Here is a 16,624-nt window from a genome sequence, read left to right on the forward strand (position 1 = left end):
GGTTCTCCTGAAATTATTTCGTTGTACCCACAGGTTCAGTGGTTTCATTATTACCTGGCGCAGCAGCTGGCGCATCGCCACTATTCTTATTGTCATCGCCTTTACTACCGTAAAGGAACTGACCAATAAGATCTTCCAGCACCATCGCAGACTTGGTGTCCTGAATTGTATCGCCATCCTTCAGGATAGCAGTCCCCAGTTCCGGGTCTTCAAAACCGACGTTTAATGCCAGATATTGTTCCCCCAGCAGGCCGGAAGTACGAATGCTCAGCGAACTGGTATCAGGAATGTGGTTATAACGTTGTTCAATTTCCAGCGTTACGCGCGGCAGATATGTTTTCGGGTCCAGCGTAATATCCGCCACCCGGCCCACAACAACACCACCAATGCTGACCGGAGAGCGCGCTTTCAGGCCGCCAATGTTATCGAACGTCGCATAAAGCGTGTAGGTCGGTTCAGTACGTATGGACGTCACGTTCGCCGCCTTCAGGCAAACAAACAGCGCCGCCAGTAGTGCTGCTAATAAAAAGATACCCACCCAAATTTCATTTTTTTTCGTTTGCATGAACTCAATTCCCAAACATCAATGCGGTCAGCACAAAATCCAGCCCCAGAACAGCCAGAGACGAGTGGACAACGGTGCGAGTGGTTGCCCGGCTAATCCCGGCAGACGTCGGGATGGCGTCGTAGCCGTTAAACAACGAAATCCACGTCACCGTGATGGCAAACACCACGCTCTTAATCAGACAGTTGACCAGATCCATACGCCAGTCGACGGCATTTTGCATTGCCGACCAGAAGAACCCGCTATCAATGCCTTTCCAACTGACGCCGACCAGAGATCCGCCCCAGATCCCCACGGCGACGAAAATAACCGTCAACAGTGGTAATGAAATAACCCCAGCCCAGAAACGGGGAGAAATAACCCGACGCAGCGGATCCACCGCCATCATCTCCATACTGGAGAGTTGCTCTGTAGCGCGCATCAGGCCGATTTCTGCGGTTAGCGCCGAACCCGCACGCCCGGCAAACAACAACGCGGCAACCACCGGCCCCAGTTCACGCAGTAGCGATAACGCCACCAGCATACCCAGACTGGTTTCCGCACTATAAGTGGTCAGAACCAGATAACCTTGCAGCCCCAACACCATTCCGATGAACACGCCAGAAACTACAATAATCAGCATCGACAGGACGCCGACATTATAGAGCTGGCGCACCAGCAGCGGCGCATGTTTGCGAAATTCCGGTTTGCCGACCAGCGCATTGAATAACATTAACCCGGCCCGCCCGAACGTTCTCAGGGTTTTAATCCCTTTATGTCCGAGCGACGCCAGCGCATTTAACAGCATGAGTGGCTTAACTCCCTGGTAAAAGATCAGCGTGATAATCGCCGGCAGGATAGCGGAACGGAACAGGCCCGTCAGCTATCCCGTCCAGAAACTGACGTACGCGTGGATCAGGATTCGCCTGCAACGCCTGGGCACTGCCATGAGCGACAATTTTTTTGTCCGCCAGGATCCAGGCGTGATCCGCAATACTTAACACTTCCGGCACATCGTGAGAAACCACCACACAAGTCACGCCCAGCGCGCTGTTCAGCTCAGAAATCAGCTTCACCAGTACGCCCATGGTGATGGGATCTTGCCCAACAAAGGGCTCATCAAACATGATGAGATCCGGCTCCAGCGCAATCGCACGCGCCAGCGCTGCACGCCGCGCCATCCCACCGGAAAGTTCAGAAGGCATTAGTTTAGCCGCTCCACGCAGCCCCACGGCCTCCAGCTTCATCATCACCGTACTATGCAACAATGGCGCGGGAAGTTGAGTATGTTCGCGCAGTGGATAGGCGACGTTGTCAAATACGTTCATATCAGTGAACAACGCCCCGGACTGAAATAACATGCTCATCCGTTTGCGCACTGTATACAGGCGCGAACGAGACATCGCCGGAATATTCTCACCATCGAAAAGAATCTCACCATGATCTGGTGCGATTTGCCCGCCAATCAGACGGAGTAGCGTCGTTTTACCGATGCCCGATGGCCCCATGATCGCCGTGATCTTCCCTCGCGGCACGGTCAGGGAAATATTATCGAAGATGCAGCGATTGCCACGCGTAAAACTGACATCGCGCATATCGACTAAATTCGCCACAGACTGCTCCATAATTCACCCTTCGTCTTGCGTTGATTTTCTAAGCATGGCGCTCAATTTAACCTTGAACCCAACATATTTACAGAATATTACCCGCCGTGGTTAGCGAAAGCTGGCATTTGTTTTACTTTTTAGCCGCATAAAGTCAAAATTAAGAATCCGTTACGGCTTTCTGAAAATCTTCAGCGGACCGGCGAGTATACCTGAAGAAAGGACGTTAGATGCTTTTAGCTACGGCACTGTTAATTGTTGGTTTACTTTTGGTCGTTTACAGTGCCGACCGCCTGGTTTTTGCCGCGTCTATTCTTTGCCGAACCTTTGGCATCCCGCCGCTAATCATCGGCATGACGGTGGTCAGTATTGGTACATCGTTACCAGAAATCATCGTCTCGCTTGCCGCGTCTCTGCACGAACAACGCGATTTAGCCGTTGGTACAGCCCTCGGCTCAAACATTATCAATATATTGCTGATCCTCGGTCTGGCTGCGCTGGTTCGTCCTTTTACCGTCCATTCTGATGTTCTACGCCGTGAATTACCCTTAATGTTGTTGGTCAGCGTGGTGGCCGGTTCCGTACTCTATGACGGACAACTTAGTCGCAGCGATGGTATCTTTCTCCTCTTTCTGGCTGTGCTATGGCTGCTGTTCATTGTTAAACTTGCACGTCAGGCTGAACGTCAGGGGACTGACAGCCTGACCAGAGAGCAGCTTGCAGAGCTGCCGCGTGACGGCGGATTGCCCGTCGCGTTTTTATGGCTCGGCATTGCGCTTATCATCATGCCAGTGGCCACGCGGATGGTGGTTGATAACGCCACGGTGCTGGCGAATTACTTTGCCATCAGCGAGTTGATGATGGGTCTGACAGCAATTGCTATCGGAACCAGCCTGCCGGAACTGGCAACCGCAATAGCGGGGGTTCGCAAAGGTGAAAACGACATTGCGGTCGGAAATATCATTGGCGCAAACATTTTTAATATTGTCATCGTGTTGGGTTTACCCGCGCTGATAACGCCAGGAGAGATTGATCCACTGGCGTACAGTCGTGACTACAGCGTGATGTTGCTGGTGAGCATTATTTTTGCGTTGCTGTGCTGGCGGCGCTCCCCGCAACCGGGCCGTGGTGTAGGGGTATTATTAACTGGCGGATTTATCGTATGGCTGGCGATGTTGTACTGGTTATCGCCAATACTCGTTGAATAACTGGAAACGCATTATGTCGCACGTAGAGTTACAACCGGGTTTTGACTTTCAGCAAGCAGGTAAAGAAGTCCTGGCGATTGAACGTGAATGCCTGGCGGAGCTTGATCAATACATCAATCAGAATTTCACGCTTGCCTGTGAAAAGATGTTCTGGTGTAAAGGGAAAGTTGTCGTCATGGGGATGGGGAAATCGGGGCACATCGGGCGCAAAATGGCCGCAACGTTTGCCAGCACCGGTACACCTTCATTTTTCGTCCATCCTGGTGAAGCCGCGCATGGTGATTTAGGCATGGTCACCCCACAGGATGTGGTGATTGCTATCTCTAACTCAGGTGAATCCAGCGAAATCACGGCCTTAATTCCAGTGCTTAAGCGTCTTCACGTACCGTTAATCTGCATCACCGGTCGCCCGGAGAGCAGCATGGCGCGCGCCGCAGATGTGCATCTGTGTGTTAAAGTAGCGAAAGAAGCCTGTCCGTTAGGGCTGGCACCGACCAGCAGCACCACCGCCACGCTGGTTATGGGCGATGCCCTCGCTGTCGCGCTGTTAAAAGCACGCGGCTTTACTGCTGAAGATTTTGCGCTCTCACACCCAGGCGGCGCACTGGGTCGTAAACTTCTGCTGCGCGTAAACGATATTATGCATACGGGCGATGAGATCCCGCATGTTAAGAAAACGGCCAGTCTGCGTGACGCATTGCTGGAAGTTACCCGCAAAAATCTTGGTATGACTGTCATTTGCGATGACAATATGATGATTGAAGGCATCTTTACCGACGGTGATTTACGCCGTGTCTTCGATATGGGCGTGGATGTTCGTCAGTTAAGTATTGCCGATGTGATGACGCCGGGGGGAATACGTGTGCGCCCTGGCATTCTGGCCGTTGAGGCACTGAACTTAATGCAGTCCCGCCATATCACCTCCGTGATGGTTGCCGATGGCGACCATTTACTCGGTGTGTTACATATGCATGATTTACTGCGTGCAGGCGTAGTGTAAAGATTCAAGGATAAACAACAATGAGCAAAGCAGGTGCGTCGCTTGCGACCTGTTACGGCCCTGTCAGCGCCGACGTTATAGCAAAAGCAGAGAACATTCGTCTGCTGATCCTCGATGTCGATGGCGTACTGTCAGATGGCCTGATTTATATGGGCAATAATGGCGAAGAGCTGAAAGCGTTCAATGTTCGTGACGGTTATGGCATTCGTTGTGCGCTCACCTCTGATATTGAAGTCGCTATCATTACCGGGCGAAAGGCTAAACTGGTAGAAGATCGTTGTGCCACATTGGGGATCACTCACTTGTATCAGGGGCAGTCAAACAAACTGATCGCCTTTAGCGATCTGCTGGAAAAACTGGCGATTGCCCCGGAAAATGTGGCCTATGTCGGCGATGATCTCATCGACTGGCCGGTAATGGAAAAAGTGGGTTTAAGCGTCGCCGTGGCCGATGCGCATCCACTGTTGATCCCGCGCGCCGATTACGTGACGCGCATTGCTGGCGGTCGTGGCGCAGTGCGCGAAGTTTGCGACTTATTACTCCTGGCGCAGGGCAAACTGGATGAAGCCAAAGGGCAATCGATATGAGTAAAGCCAGACGTTGGGTTATCATTGTGCTATCACTGGCGGTTCTGGTGATGATCGGCATTAATATGGCCGAAAAAGACGATACCGCCCAGGTGGTCGTCAACAACAATGATCCCACCTATAAAAGCGAGCATACGGACACGCTCGTCTATAACCCAGAAGGGGCACTAAGCTATCGATTGATTGCTCAACATGTTGAATATTATTCCGATCAGGCCGTTTCGTGGTTTACGCAGCCGGTACTTACCACGTTTGATAAGGATAAAATCCCGACATGGTCCGTAAAAGCAGATAAAGCCAAGCTGACCAATGACCGGATGCTCTATTTATATGGACACGTTGAAGTCAACGCACTTGTGCCGGACTCTCAACTTCGCAGAATCACGACGGATAACGCGCAGATCAATCTGGTGACGCAGGATGTTACCTCTGAAGACCTCGTCACGTTATACGGAACAACATTTAACTCCAGCGGTCTGAAAATGCGCGGCAACTTACGCAGCAAGAACGCCGAGCTGATTGAAAAGGTTAGAACATCCTATGAAATTCAAAACAAACAAACTCAGCCTTAATCTTGTGCTTGCCAGCTCACTTCTGGCCGCCAGCATTCCGGCATTTGCCGTAACCGGAGACACTGATCAGCCGATCCACATTGAATCGGACCAGCAATCTCTTGATATGCAAGGCAACGTGGTTACCTTTACCGGTAATGTCATCGTCACCCAGGGCACCATCAAAATTAATGCCGACAAAGTGGTCGTTACCCGTCCGGGCGGCGAACAAGGTAAAGAAGTGATTGACGGCTACGGTAAACCGGCAACGTTCTACCAGATGCAGGACAATGGTAAACCCGTTGAAGGTCACGCTTCCCAGATGCACTACGAACTGGCAAAAGATTTTGTCGTTCTGACGGGTAATGCTTATCTGCAGCAGGTCGATAGCAACATTAAGGGCGATAAGATCACTTACCTGGTGAAAGAGCAGAAAATGCAGGCTTTCAGCGACAAAGGTAAGCGCGTAACCACCGTTCTGGTGCCGTCGCAGCTGCAGGACAAAAACAACAAAGGCCAGACCCCGGCACAGAAGAAGGGTAATTAATTCGTTATGGCAACATTAACTGCAAAGAACCTTGCAAAAGCCTATAAAGGCCGTCGCGTGGTAGAAGACGTCAGCCTGACCGTCAACTCCGGGGAAATTGTCGGTCTGCTGGGGCCAAACGGTGCCGGTAAGACCACCACTTTCTACATGGTTGTAGGCATTGTGCCGCGCGATGCGGGCAACATCATTATTGATGATGACGATATCAGTCTGCTGCCACTGCATGCACGCGCGCGCCGCGGTATCGGCTATCTGCCACAGGAAGCCTCCATTTTCCGTCGCCTCAGCGTTTACGATAACCTGATGGCGGTACTGCAAATTCGTGACGACTTGTCTGCTGAACAACGTGAAGACCGCGCGAACGAGCTGATGGAAGAGTTTCACATTGAGCACCTGCGTGACAGCATGGGGCAGTCACTCTCCGGGGGTGAACGTCGCCGTGTAGAAATTGCCCGCGCACTGGCTGCGAATCCGAAATTTATTCTGCTCGACGAACCGTTTGCCGGGGTTGACCCGATCTCGGTTATCGACATTAAACGCATCATTGAACACCTGCGCGACAGCGGCCTGGGCGTACTGATCACTGACCACAACGTGCGTGAAACACTGGCGGTTTGTGAACGCGCTTATATCGTCAGTCAGGGGCATTTGATCGCCCACGGCACGCCTACAGAAATCTTACAAGACGAACACGTTAAGCGTGTATACCTTGGGGAAGACTTCAGACTCTGATAGGGTAGAAGTTTGCGACGTTTTAGCAGGAGAGTACGATTCTGAACATGAAGCAAGGTTTGCAACTCAGGCTTAGCCAACAACTGGCGATGACGCCACAGCTCCAACAGGCAATTCGTCTGTTGCAGTTGTCGACGCTGGAACTTCAGCAGGAGCTACAGCAGGCGCTGGAGAGTAATCCGCTGCTTGAGCAAATCGACACTCATGAAGAAATCGACACCCGCGAAACGCAAGACAGTGAAACACTGGACACCGCCGACGCGCTCGAACAAAAAGAGATGCCGGAAGAGCTGCCGCTCGATGCCAGTTGGGACACCATTTACACCGCTGGTACACCATCCGGCACCAGCGGTGACTACATTGACGACGAGCTGCCGGTCTATCAGGGCGAAACGACGCAGACCTTGCAGGATTACCTGATGTGGCAGGTCGAGCTGACACCGTTTTCTGACACTGACCGCGCCATTGCTACCTCTATCGTCGATGCCGTTGATGACACCGGTTATCTGACTGTCCCGCTGGAAGATATTCTCGAAAGTATGGGCGATGAAGAGATTGACATCGACGAAGTTGAAGCCGTCCTTAAGCGGATCCAACGGTTTGATCCGGTCGGTGTGGCAGCAAAAGATCTGCGTGACTGTCTGCTGATCCAACTCTCCCAATTCGATAAAACCACGCCATGGCTGGAAGAGGCCAGACTGATCATTAGCGATCATCTCGATCTGTTAGCCAATCACGACTTCCGCACTTTAATGCGCGTCACGCGGCTGAAAGAAGATGTGCTGAAAGAAGCCGTCAATCTGATCCAGTCGCTCGATCCGCGCCCCGGGCAGTCGATCCAGACGGGCGAACCTGAGTATGTCATTCCAGATGTGCTGGTGCGTAAGCATAACGGTCACTGGACGGTAGAACTCAACAGTGACAGCATTCCGCGTCTGCAAATCAACCAGCACTACGCCTCGATGTGCAATAACGCGCGCAACGATGGTGATAGCCAGTTTATCCGCAGCAATCTGCAGGATGCCAAATGGTTGATCAAGAGTCTGGAAAGCCGTAACGATACGCTACTGCGCGTGAGTCGCTGTATCGTTGAACAGCAGCAAGCCTTCTTTGAGCAAGGTGAAGAATATATGAAACCGATGGTACTGGCCGATATCGCCCAGGCTGTCGAAATGCATGAATCGACGATATCTCGCGTGACCACGCAAAAATACCTGCATAGTCCACGAGGCATTTTTGAACTGAAGTATTTCTTTTCCAGTCACGTCAATACCGAGGGCGGCGGCGAAGCTTCCTCCACGGCGATTCGTGCGCTGGTGAAGAAATTAATCGCGGCGGAAAACCCAGCGAAACCGTTGAGCGACAGCAAGTTAACCTCTTTGCTGTCGGAACAAGGTATCATGGTGGCACGCCGCACTGTTGCGAAGTACCGAGAGTCTTTATCCATTCCGCCGTCAAACCAGCGTAAACAGCTCGTTTGACCCAACCGATAAGGAAGACACTATGCAGCTCAACATTACCGGAAATAACGTCGAGATCACCGAGGCACTGCGCGAATTTGTTACAGCCAAATTTGCCAAACTTGAGCAATATTTTGACCGAATCAACCAGGTCTATGTTGTTCTGAAAGTGGAGAAAGTCACCCACACCTCAGATGCAACACTGCATGTAAACGGTGGTGAAATTCATGCCAGCGCGGAAGGTCAGGACATGTACGCTGCCATTGATGGCTTAATTGATAAGCTGGCACGCCAGTTGACCAAACATAAAGATAAACTGAAACAACACTAATTGTCCGGGCAATTAGCATGTGCATGGCGGCCTGTTGTGCGGCACAACGGGCCATTTGTACGGTTAATGCTCCGAGCCTGTTCCACTGTTTGAGTGGGCAGGTTCTTAGGTGAAATTATGACAAATAATGATACAACTCTACAGCTTAGCAGTGTTCTTAACAGGGAATGTACGCGAAGCCGCGTCCACTGTCAGAGCAAAAAACGCGCCCTGGAAATCATCAGCGAGCTGGCGGCGAAACAACTTAGCCTGCCGCCTCAGGTGGTTTTTGAAGCTATCCTGACGCGGGAAAAAATGGGCAGTACCGGTATCGGCAATGGTATTGCCATTCCGCATGGTAAACTGGAAGAAGATACTCTGCGCGCCGTTGGCGTTTTCGTTCAGCTCGAAACGCCTATAGCTTTCGATGCCATTGACAACCAACCGGTAGATTTACTATTTGCGTTGCTGGTTCCGGCTGACCAAACCAAAACGCACCTGCATACTCTGTCGCTGGTGGCGAAACGTCTGGCGGACAAAACCATCTGCCGCCGTTTACGCGCAGCCCAGAGCGATGAAGAGCTGTATCAAATCATTACGGATACCGAAGGTACTCCGGATGAAGCGTAGTTATTCGGTAATGTCTCTTTTAGACGTTGTGAGGAGAAACAGTACATGGTACTGATGATCGTCAGCGGACGTTCAGGTTCAGGTAAATCTGTCGCCCTGCGTGCGCTGGAAGATATGGGTTTTTACTGCGTGGATAACCTTCCCGTAGTGTTGTTACCCGATCTGGCTCGAACCCTGGCCGATCGCGAGATTTCTGCCGCCGTCAGCATTGATGTTCGTAATATGCCGGAGTCACCAGAAATATTCGAACAGGCGATGAGTAACCTGCCTGACGCTTTCTCACCGCAACTACTGTTCCTGGATGCCGACCGTAATACCTTAATTCGTCGTTACAGTGACACGCGCCGACTGCATCCGCTTTCCAGCAAAAACCTGTCGCTGGAAAGTGCTATCGACAAAGAAAGCGATTTGCTGGAGCCTCTGCGTTCGCGAGCGGATCTGATTGTCGATACCTCAGAAATGTCCGTTCACGAGCTGGCTGAAATGCTGCGTACCCGTCTGCTGGGTAAACGTGAACGCGAACTGACCATGGTCTTTGAGTCTTTCGGCTTCAAACACGGTATCCCTATCGATGCAGATTACGTCTTTGACGTGCGCTTCTTGCCGAACCCGCACTGGGATCCGAAACTGCGTCCAATGACAGGTCTTGATAAACCTGTCGCCGCGTTCCTCGACCGCCACACAGAAGTACACAATTTTATCTACCAGACGCGAAGCTATCTTGAGCTATGGTTACCTATGCTGGAAACCAACAACCGTAGCTACTTGACGGTCGCCATTGGTTGTACCGGCGGGAAGCACCGTTCGGTGTATATTGCAGAGCAACTGGCAGACTACTTCCGCTCGCGCGGTAAAAATGTCCAGTCACGCCATCGTACGCTGGAAAAACGTAAACCATGACCGTCAAGCAAACTGTTGAAATCACAAACAAGCTGGGCATGCATGCCCGGCCTGCAATGAAGCTGTTTGAATTAATGCAAGGTTTTGACGCTGAAGTGCTGTTACGTAATGACGAAGGCACCGAGGCTGAAGCCAACAGCGTTATTGCGCTGCTGATGTTGGATTCTGCCAAAGGACGGCAGATTGAAGTTGAAGCGACCGGTCCACAGGAAGAGGAAGCACTGGCCGCCGTTATCGCCCTCTTTAACTCTGGTTTTGATGAAGATTAATCTTCATCACTTTGACATTCAAATCCCTTCAAGCTCCCCCGGCAATAAGAAAAGCGCGTACTGAAATCGTTCTCAATCAACGTCAATTGTACATTTCGTGCGCTTTTTACTTTCAGAAGAACCTTAAGAAAACCTTAAGAAGCATTGTTTAGGTTTCGTTTAAGTTAATCGACCATACTGGAGATCGTCAGAAAATATTTCCAGGAGATGGCATGATTCGCTTATCTGAACAAAGTCCCCTGGGCACCGGAAGACATCGGAAATGTTATGCGCATCCGGAAGATGCCCAACGCTGTATCAAGATTGTCTACCATCGTGGCGATGGTGGCGATAAAGAGATCCGCCGTGAGTTAAAGTACTACGCGCATCTTGGTCGCCGGTTAAAAGACTGGAGTGGAATACCGCGCTATCACGGTACCGTTGAGACGGATTGCGGAACCGGTTATGTCTACGATGTGATTGCCGATTTCGACGGCAAGCCTTCCATTACGCTGACCGAATTTGCAGAACAATGCCGTTACGAAGAAGACATTGCACAACTACGCCAGTTACTGAAACAGCTGAAGCGTTATTTGCAGGATAACCGTATCGTGACGATGTCGCTGAAGCCGCAGAATATCCTCTGTCACCGCATCAGTGAGTCAGAGGTTATCCCCGTCGTCTGCGACAACATTGGTGAAAGCACATTGATTCCACTGGCGACCTGGTCGAAGTGGTGTTGTCTGCGTAAGCAAGAGCGGTTATGGAAACGATTTATCGCCCAACCGGCGCTGGCTATTGCCCTGCAGAAAGATCTGCAACCTCGTGAAAGCAAAACGCTGGCCCTCACTTCGCGCGAAGCTTAATCCAGCTGGTGCTGTTGCATAAACGACTCACCGCCTAACTGATACATCTGCCGTAAAATCCACGCCTGACGGCCACGCACGTAGCCCGATGGCGCGGAGACTTTGAAACGAAGTGGATTAGGTAATACAGCTGCCAGTAATGCAGCTTCCGAGCGGGTAAGTTTGCTCGCGGGTTTGTGGAAATAACGTTGTGCCGCAGCTTCGACGCCAAACACACCGTCGCCAAATTCGGCGATATTCAGGTAAACCGTCAGGATACGCTTTTTGCTCCAGACAGTTTCTATCCCCAGCGTTAATCCAGCTTCCAGCCCTTTTCGAACCCAGCTACGCCCATCCCATAAAAAGAGATTTTTGGCTGTCTGCTGAGAAATCGTTGACGCACCGCGAATACGGTTTTCATTGCGCTCGTTGTGGGCCAGGGCTTGCTCAATGGAGGCGACATCAAAGCCCCAGTGCTCAGGAAACTTCTGATCTTCTGCGGCAATCACCGCCAGTCCCATCCACGGCGAAATTTGATCCATACTGACCCAGTCAGAATGTGCCACGTAACGAAAATTGCCATGCAGCCAGGCGCTGACTTGTCGCTCGGCCATTACCGCTGAGAAAGGAACAGGCGCAACGCTAAACAACGCGATGCCCCCGCCCCAGAAAACGGCGAGGACAACCATTAACCGCAGAAGAAAACGGCGAATGAAACTAAACACCGTTAAGCGGCTTTTACTCATTCAGCCAGTACCAGCACGCGGGAAACCAGCTTATCAATGCCGCTCGCCGCTTCTGCAATGTTCTGCGCCAGCATATATGCCGGGGTGGTGACAATCTTATTGTCTTCATCAACCACGATATCATCGACAGGACACGGCACATGCTCCGCGCCCATCTCTTCCAGCACTTCTGCGGTATCGATATCAGTACCGATGGTCAAACGCAGCGGGAAATCGAAAATTTTCGGCAGCATCGCCGGGGCAATACACATAAAACCAAGCGGTTTTCCGGCCTGATGCATCGCTTGTGCCAGCGCCTTTAATTCACGGTCAACGGTGCATTCGCTACCAAGACTGGCAAAATTGCTTAAATTCTTTGCCGCGCCAAAACCCCCCGGCACAATCAACGCATCCAGTTCAGCGGCATCGGCCTGAGCCAGAGGACGGACTTCACCGCGCGTTATTCGTGCCGCTTCAATCAGCACATTGCGCGTTTCCGTCATCGCTTGGCCAGTTAAATGATTGATAACATCAACCTGCTGCTTATCCGGTGCAAAGCAGACCGCCTGCGCACCGCTGCGTGAAATAGCTAACAACGTCAACACCGCTTCATGAATTTCAGAACCGTCATAGACGCCGCATCCGCTCAGAATTACGCCAATTTTCTTCATTGTGATCATCCTTTCGCAATTGACTGAAACACATTAATTTTTTTAATAAAAATGCTACGCATCACACATTTAACTGATTCATGTAACAAATCATTTAAGTTTTGCTATCTTAACTGCGTGCGGCCTGAAAAACAGTGCTGTGCCCTTGTAACTCATCATAATAATTTACGGCGCAGCCAAGATTTCCCTGGTGTTGGCGCAGTATTCGCGCACCCCGGTCTAGCCGGGGTCATTTTTTAGTGGCTTTTGCCACCCACGCTTTCAGTACTTCTACGTCGTGACGCCACTCTTCTTTCATCTCTTCAATCCATTCACCGACGTTATCTTCCCAGGCGGGAAGGTCAGGAGACTGAATTTGCTGACCCAGCTGTTGCAGATGGCGTAACCCCACTGACCCCGCCGCACCTTTAATTTTATGTCCTTCCTCAACAATGCCTTTTTTATCCTGCGCCGTCAGATTCGACTCCAGCACGCTGACATAGCCCGGCATCATCTTCTCAAACACCGCTAACCCGTCGGTGATCAGCTTCGGTCCTACAAGTTCGAGATACTGTTCCAGCATGGGAATATCGAGCAATGCTTCTGATTTACTGTTCTCTTCTGTCGTCACCGTACTCTCCTCATCATCCTGGGTATCCCAGAATTTCTTGATCATCGCGGTTAGCGCCGGAACAGAAAGCGGCTTACTCAGCACATCATCCATTCCAGCATTGAGGTACTCTTGCTTGTCTTTCAGCACGTTAGCGGTTAAGGCCACCAGCGGCGGTAAATCCTCGCGCGGATAACGCTTCGTCAGTTCACGAGAGATATCCAGCCCGGTCATATCTGGCAACTGAATATCCAGCAATACCAGGTCGTATTCGCCCGGTTTAAACATCTCCAGCGCCGCCTTGCCGGTCATGGCGACATCAACGCTGTTACCTAATTTTTCCAGCACAGAACGCGCGACAATCACGTTCAGTTCAATGTCTTCCACCAGCAGCACATTCAGCGCCGGTAAAGGCATATCGTCTTCATCAAACGCATCATCGACCTCTTCAGCCACCGACGGTGCGTGGATCGTCAACGTAAAGGTTGAACCTTTGCCCTGTTCGCTGGTAACCGTAATATCGCCGCCCATATTTTTCGCCAGACGACGAGAAACGGCCAGACCAATACCGGTGCCGGTGGCAGGTTTACCGCCATGACTGTCTTTCACCTGGTAATACATGGCAAAGATTTTATCCAGCTCATCCTGCGGAATGCCGATACCAGAGTCTTCCACTTCAAAATGCAGCATATCGCCTTCATCGTAGCGCACGCGCACAGTAACCTGGCCTTGCTGGGTGAATTTGACGGCGTTACTGATGAGGTTCCACAGGATCTGCCGTAAACGCGTCCCGTCGGTAATGACCTGATGCGGTAATGGCAGCGTAGGCTCCAGATTAAAGCGCAATCCTTTTTGTTGCGCCTGCAATGCGGAGAGATTTTCCAGATCGGCAAGGAAGCTGGTGAAATCAACCGGCTGATTATCAAGCTGGACCTTACGCCGTTCCATCTTATCCATGTCGATAATATCGTTGAAGATATTCCCCAGCGTGACGGCCGAAACATGGATGGTTTTGAGATATTTTTCCTGCTCGGCGGTGAGTTCTGTATCCAGCAGAATGCGGCTCAGGCCGACGATACCATTCAGCGGTGTACGCAATTCGTGACTGATGGTGGAGATAAACGTCGTTTTGTCGCGGCTGGCGCGTTCAAGCGCATCCTGATACCGCTTACGCTCGGTAATGTCGCGACCAAAGCCCATCAAACCGTGACGTTTACCCACGCGGTCGTAGTACGGCACTTTACGGATTTCAAAGCAGGCTTTGCGCCCGTCCGGGTAATCCAGCCACTGTTCATAGGTCAGTGACACATTATGACGGAACACTTTTTCATCGGTTTCAATGACTTTTGCGGCGGCTTCCGGTGAGTAAACATCAGCAGGTTTCAGGTGAACCAGTTGTTTTTCGCTTTTTCCGGTCAGCAGCTCCATCGCGCGGTTACAGCCGGAAAACTCTTTATCTTCGTTACGATAAAAAACCAGGTCGGGTGAAGCATCAAGGAAGGAACGTAAGAATGAGGATTGCTGTTCGAGCTGAATTTGTGTCTCTTCGCGCTCTTTGATTTCAATTTTCAGTTGGCCGAAGGTTTCCTGCAGTTCTGCTTCCGCTTTTTCACGAACGGCGATTTCCTGATTTAGCTGGGCAATATTATCTTTTAACTGAACGTTGAGGCTCAAATCGCGCTCGCGCATCTCCTCCAGTTTTTGCACCAGCCGTGACAGACGTTGCCGTGACTCCTCCAGTTGCTCGACGACCACCGATAGAAAGTAGACCGCCCACGGCGTAATCAGCAAACCAAAGAAGATAGAACGAATAACATCAATGCTTTCGACCTGACCATGCAGCACCATGGTCACTGCCATTTGTACCACAATGGCAAGAACGACGAGGGCCAGCGCCAGCAGCATTGAGAAGCGCACCAGACCTAACTTCATCATCAGGTCAACATAATACTGCGCCAGCAGACGAATTTGCTTCATTAGGGAATTCCTTCACGACAACCTGCCCCAATAATACCCAATTCTGACAGTTACGTTATAAATTGTGTGAGAAATGCGGAATTCCCCTCAATGGACTACTCCGTTGGAGGTAGCCACGGACGTCCCAGCGCCGATCCCTGTACGCCATGTTCATTCAGATAACGATCCAGCTCGACCATTCCCGTCCAGCGATTTTCACACCACAGAGGAGCAAGCAGCGTCGGGCGACGGGCGCTGGCGGAAATGCGGTGGTAGATCACTTCCGGTGGCGTATGGCGAATCATTTCTCCGGCAGTGAGCGTGTAATCTTCCAGTTCAATACCGTTCAAACGCCCCGCTTCCCAGGCTTTCGCCATAATGCTGCCTTTCACAATATGCAGCGGATGCAGCTTTATGCCGTCCACGCCGGTCTCAACCACTCGCTCCAGGGTTTGCAGACATTCAGCGTGTCCTTCACCTGGCAGGCCGACAATTAAGTGAGAACACACCTTCAGCCCGCGCTGACGTGCCAGCTGGGTTGTACGCTGATAACAGGCAAAATCATGGCCGCGGTTGATGCGATGCAGCGTTTTGTCGTGCGCGGTTTGTAGCCCCAGCTCCAGCCACACTTCGTAGCCCTGGTCCTTATATTCGCAAAGCAGATCCAACACCGCATCTGGCACGCAGTCCGGGCGGGTACCAACACACAAACCGACAATATTGGCCTGGCTCACCGCCTGCTGATACATAGAACGCAGCACCTGAACTTCCGCAAAGGTGCTGGTATACGCCTGAAAGTAGGCCAGATAGCGTTTAGCGCGGTTAACTAAATTCGCCTGGTGCGCCAGTTGTTCGGCAATGGAACGATGTTGCTGCGCTTCATCGGCAAACGAGGCAACATTACAGAATGTGCAGCCACCACGCCCGATGGTACCGTCACGGTTAGGGCAGCTAAAACCGCCGTGCAGCGTCAGCTTATGCACCTTTTGCCCATAACGACGGGTGAGATCACCACCAAACATATTGACTAATTTCTGTAACTGCATAATCTGATAGACCGCGCCTTGAAAAGAGGCCAAAGCCTGCCATTTTTAGCTCAATTCGGCGATGACCTGGATCAATCGCCCCGGCCTGCTTTTATCAACTGCATAATCAATCAAAATTACCGAAATTTCATGCATGATCACATAAATCATTTTTGCTTATCTTGTGTCAGATTTTTTTATCTCCTTATAGATTTTAGGCAAAAACAGTAGCATAAAATGCCATTACCAATTAAGGCAGTATAAAATGCTGGTTTTCTCGTCAGTTCAAGGCAGGATAAGGGTTAACACGCCTTTATGACAGTCAGGAATTGGCAGTTTCTCTAACGACTCCCCTTTTAGCCTTAAAGAGAAAATCTATTTTAATTTCAGCTAATTAATAAAGAATTTTGCGCTAAAGCACATTTCTGTACCAATAAGCTTGCCATTTGACCTGTATCAGCTTTCCCGATAAGTTGGAAATCCGCTGGAAGC

At 51.0% G+C, this 16,624-nt stretch carries 19 protein-coding genes; 12 read left to right on the top strand and 7 right to left on the bottom strand.

What is annotated here, in order from left to right; translation table 11 throughout:
* Positions 1 to 13: 13 nt before the first annotated feature.
* The 3 genes from mlaD to mlaF are packed head-to-tail and all read right to left on the bottom strand — an operon-like array spanning position 14 to position 2,169.
* Positions 14 to 565, bottom strand: a complete 552-nt coding sequence (gene mlaD / locus ACJHXB_RS03095) for an outer membrane lipid asymmetry maintenance protein MlaD (RefSeq protein WP_001296448.1) — start codon at positions 563 to 565, stop codon at positions 14 to 16.
* 4 nt (positions 566 to 569) lie between these two features.
* Positions 570 to 1,352, bottom strand: coding sequence for a lipid asymmetry maintenance ABC transporter permease subunit MlaE (gene mlaE / locus ACJHXB_RS03100; protein ID WP_000925795.1), 783 nt, complete (start codon positions 1,350 to 1,352; stop codon positions 570 to 572).
* A 7-nt stretch (positions 1,353 to 1,359) separates the two neighbouring features.
* Positions 1,360 to 2,169 (bottom strand): phospholipid ABC transporter ATP-binding protein MlaF, encoded by an 810-nt coding sequence (mlaF, locus tag ACJHXB_RS03105; RefSeq protein WP_000438245.1) that lies wholly within the window; start codon positions 2,167 to 2,169, stop codon positions 1,360 to 1,362.
* Positions 2,170 to 2,378: 209 nt separating this feature from the next.
* Between mlaF and ACJHXB_RS03110 the strand changes: the two genes are divergently transcribed.
* The 12 genes from ACJHXB_RS03110 to yrbL all read left to right on the top strand — a co-directional run bounded on the left by ACJHXB_RS03110 (position 2,379) and on the right by yrbL (position 11,187).
* A complete protein-coding gene (locus tag ACJHXB_RS03110) occupies positions 2,379 to 3,356 on the top strand; it encodes a calcium/sodium antiporter (protein ID WP_000922865.1) in 978 nt (325 codons plus the stop codon).
* Between the two features lie 13 nt (positions 3,357 to 3,369).
* Entirely contained in the window at positions 3,370 to 4,356 is a 987-nt protein-coding gene (gene kdsD, locus ACJHXB_RS03115; RefSeq protein ID WP_001295557.1) for an arabinose-5-phosphate isomerase KdsD, read from the top strand.
* Positions 4,357 to 4,376: 20 nt separating this feature from the next.
* Complete coding sequence (kdsC, locus tag ACJHXB_RS03120) at positions 4,377 to 4,943, top strand: 3-deoxy-manno-octulosonate-8-phosphatase KdsC (protein WP_000030005.1); 567 nt, start codon at positions 4,377 to 4,379, stop codon at positions 4,941 to 4,943.
* Complete coding sequence (gene lptC, locus ACJHXB_RS03125) at positions 4,940 to 5,515, top strand: LPS export ABC transporter periplasmic protein LptC (RefSeq protein WP_000030537.1); 576 nt, start codon at positions 4,940 to 4,942, stop codon at positions 5,513 to 5,515. The genes kdsC and lptC overlap by 4 nt, the downstream gene beginning before the upstream one ends.
* Complete coding sequence (gene lptA, locus ACJHXB_RS03130; RefSeq protein ID WP_000669785.1) at positions 5,484 to 6,041, top strand: lipopolysaccharide ABC transporter substrate-binding protein LptA; 558 nt, start codon at positions 5,484 to 5,486, stop codon at positions 6,039 to 6,041. Before lptC ends, lptA begins: the two co-directional genes overlap by 32 nt.
* A 6-nt stretch (positions 6,042 to 6,047) precedes the next feature.
* Positions 6,048 to 6,773, top strand: a complete 726-nt coding sequence (gene lptB / locus ACJHXB_RS03135; RefSeq protein ID WP_000224099.1) for an LPS export ABC transporter ATP-binding protein — start codon at positions 6,048 to 6,050, stop codon at positions 6,771 to 6,773.
* A gap of 47 nt (positions 6,774 to 6,820) precedes the next feature.
* The gene (rpoN, locus tag ACJHXB_RS03140; RefSeq protein ID WP_000809051.1) at positions 6,821 to 8,254 is read left to right on the top strand and encodes an RNA polymerase factor sigma-54; all 1,434 of its coding nucleotides are present in this window, start codon (positions 6,821 to 6,823) and stop codon (positions 8,252 to 8,254) included.
* Between the two features lie 22 nt (positions 8,255 to 8,276).
* The gene (gene hpf / locus ACJHXB_RS03145) at positions 8,277 to 8,564 is read left to right on the top strand and encodes a ribosome hibernation promoting factor (RefSeq protein WP_001176599.1); all 288 of its coding nucleotides are present in this window, start codon (positions 8,277 to 8,279) and stop codon (positions 8,562 to 8,564) included.
* Positions 8,565 to 8,681: 117 nt separating this feature from the next.
* A complete protein-coding gene (ptsN, locus tag ACJHXB_RS03150; protein ID WP_000183676.1) occupies positions 8,682 to 9,173 on the top strand; it encodes a PTS IIA-like nitrogen regulatory protein PtsN in 492 nt (163 codons plus the stop codon).
* A 45-nt stretch (positions 9,174 to 9,218) separates the two neighbouring features.
* On the top strand, positions 9,219 to 10,073 hold the full coding sequence (gene rapZ / locus ACJHXB_RS03155) for an RNase adapter RapZ (RefSeq protein WP_000243741.1): 855 nt from the start codon (positions 9,219 to 9,221) through the stop codon (positions 10,071 to 10,073).
* Positions 10,070 to 10,342 (top strand): PTS phosphocarrier protein NPr, encoded by a 273-nt coding sequence (npr, locus tag ACJHXB_RS03160; protein ID WP_000216791.1) that lies wholly within the window; start codon positions 10,070 to 10,072, stop codon positions 10,340 to 10,342. The genes rapZ and npr overlap by 4 nt, the downstream gene beginning before the upstream one ends.
* A 212-nt stretch (positions 10,343 to 10,554) precedes the next feature.
* Positions 10,555 to 11,187 carry a PhoP regulatory network protein YrbL gene (gene yrbL / locus ACJHXB_RS03165; protein WP_000620405.1) on the top strand — a complete coding sequence of 211 codons (633 nt, stop codon included), beginning with the start codon at positions 10,555 to 10,557 and terminating at the stop codon, positions 11,185 to 11,187.
* Here the strand turns inward: yrbL and mtgA are convergent.
* The 4 genes from mtgA to ACJHXB_RS03185 all read right to left on the bottom strand — a co-directional run bounded on the left by mtgA (position 11,184) and on the right by ACJHXB_RS03185 (position 16,153).
* A complete protein-coding gene (gene mtgA / locus ACJHXB_RS03170; RefSeq protein WP_000047061.1) occupies positions 11,184 to 11,912 on the bottom strand; it encodes a monofunctional biosynthetic peptidoglycan transglycosylase in 729 nt (242 codons plus the stop codon). The two genes, yrbL and mtgA, sit on opposite strands and share 4 nt — an antisense overlap.
* Positions 11,909 to 12,562, bottom strand: coding sequence for an isoprenoid biosynthesis glyoxalase ElbB (gene elbB / locus ACJHXB_RS03175; RefSeq protein ID WP_001469263.1), 654 nt, complete (start codon positions 12,560 to 12,562; stop codon positions 11,909 to 11,911). Before elbB ends, mtgA begins: the two co-directional genes overlap by 4 nt.
* A gap of 229 nt (positions 12,563 to 12,791) precedes the next feature.
* On the bottom strand, positions 12,792 to 15,128 hold the full coding sequence (gene arcB, locus ACJHXB_RS03180) for an aerobic respiration two-component sensor histidine kinase ArcB (protein WP_000809774.1): 2,337 nt from the start codon (positions 15,126 to 15,128) through the stop codon (positions 12,792 to 12,794).
* A gap of 95 nt (positions 15,129 to 15,223) precedes the next feature.
* Entirely contained in the window at positions 15,224 to 16,153 is a 930-nt protein-coding gene (locus ACJHXB_RS03185; RefSeq protein ID WP_001604885.1) for a TIGR01212 family radical SAM protein, read from the bottom strand.
* Between the last annotated feature and the right edge of the window lie 471 nt (positions 16,154 to 16,624).

Origin of the sequence: Escherichia sp. WS3227_2 (assembly GCF_046486495.1) — a bacterium.
In the GTDB taxonomy this organism is placed as follows: domain Bacteria; phylum Pseudomonadota; class Gammaproteobacteria; order Enterobacterales; family Enterobacteriaceae; genus Escherichia; species Escherichia coli.

What these genes read in the sequence shown, in the direction of transcription:
- mlaD (WP_001296448.1), bottom strand. Translation starts at nt 565, where the DNA reads ATGCAAACGAAAAAAAATGAAATTTGGGTGGGTATCTTTTTATTAGCA.
- mlaE (WP_000925795.1), bottom strand. Translation starts at nt 1,352, where the DNA reads ATGCTGTTAAATGCGCTGGCGTCGCTCGGACATAAAGGGATTAAAACC.
- mlaF (WP_000438245.1), bottom strand. Translation starts at nt 2,169, where the DNA reads ATGGAGCAGTCTGTGGCGAATTTAGTCGATATGCGCGATGTCAGTTTT.
- ACJHXB_RS03110 (WP_000922865.1), top strand. Translation starts at nt 2,379, where the DNA reads ATGCTTTTAGCTACGGCACTGTTAATTGTTGGTTTACTTTTGGTCGTT.
- kdsD (WP_001295557.1), top strand. Translation starts at nt 3,370, where the DNA reads ATGTCGCACGTAGAGTTACAACCGGGTTTTGACTTTCAGCAAGCAGGT.
- kdsC (WP_000030005.1), top strand. Translation starts at nt 4,377, where the DNA reads ATGAGCAAAGCAGGTGCGTCGCTTGCGACCTGTTACGGCCCTGTCAGC.
- lptC (WP_000030537.1), top strand. Translation starts at nt 4,940, where the DNA reads ATGAGTAAAGCCAGACGTTGGGTTATCATTGTGCTATCACTGGCGGTT.
- lptA (WP_000669785.1), top strand. Translation starts at nt 5,484, where the DNA reads ATGAAATTCAAAACAAACAAACTCAGCCTTAATCTTGTGCTTGCCAGC.
- lptB (WP_000224099.1), top strand. Translation starts at nt 6,048, where the DNA reads ATGGCAACATTAACTGCAAAGAACCTTGCAAAAGCCTATAAAGGCCGT.
- rpoN (WP_000809051.1), top strand. Translation starts at nt 6,821, where the DNA reads ATGAAGCAAGGTTTGCAACTCAGGCTTAGCCAACAACTGGCGATGACG.
- hpf (WP_001176599.1), top strand. Translation starts at nt 8,277, where the DNA reads ATGCAGCTCAACATTACCGGAAATAACGTCGAGATCACCGAGGCACTG.
- ptsN (WP_000183676.1), top strand. Translation starts at nt 8,682, where the DNA reads ATGACAAATAATGATACAACTCTACAGCTTAGCAGTGTTCTTAACAGG.
- rapZ (WP_000243741.1), top strand. Translation starts at nt 9,219, where the DNA reads ATGGTACTGATGATCGTCAGCGGACGTTCAGGTTCAGGTAAATCTGTC.
- npr (WP_000216791.1), top strand. Translation starts at nt 10,070, where the DNA reads ATGACCGTCAAGCAAACTGTTGAAATCACAAACAAGCTGGGCATGCAT.
- yrbL (WP_000620405.1), top strand. Translation starts at nt 10,555, where the DNA reads ATGATTCGCTTATCTGAACAAAGTCCCCTGGGCACCGGAAGACATCGG.
- mtgA (WP_000047061.1), bottom strand. Translation starts at nt 11,912, where the DNA reads ATGAGTAAAAGCCGCTTAACGGTGTTTAGTTTCATTCGCCGTTTTCTT.
- elbB (WP_001469263.1), bottom strand. Translation starts at nt 12,562, where the DNA reads ATGAAGAAAATTGGCGTAATTCTGAGCGGATGCGGCGTCTATGACGGT.
- arcB (WP_000809774.1), bottom strand. Translation starts at nt 15,128, where the DNA reads ATGAAGCAAATTCGTCTGCTGGCGCAGTATTATGTTGACCTGATGATG.
- ACJHXB_RS03185 (WP_001604885.1), bottom strand. Translation starts at nt 16,153, where the DNA reads ATGCAGTTACAGAAATTAGTCAATATGTTTGGTGGTGATCTCACCCGT.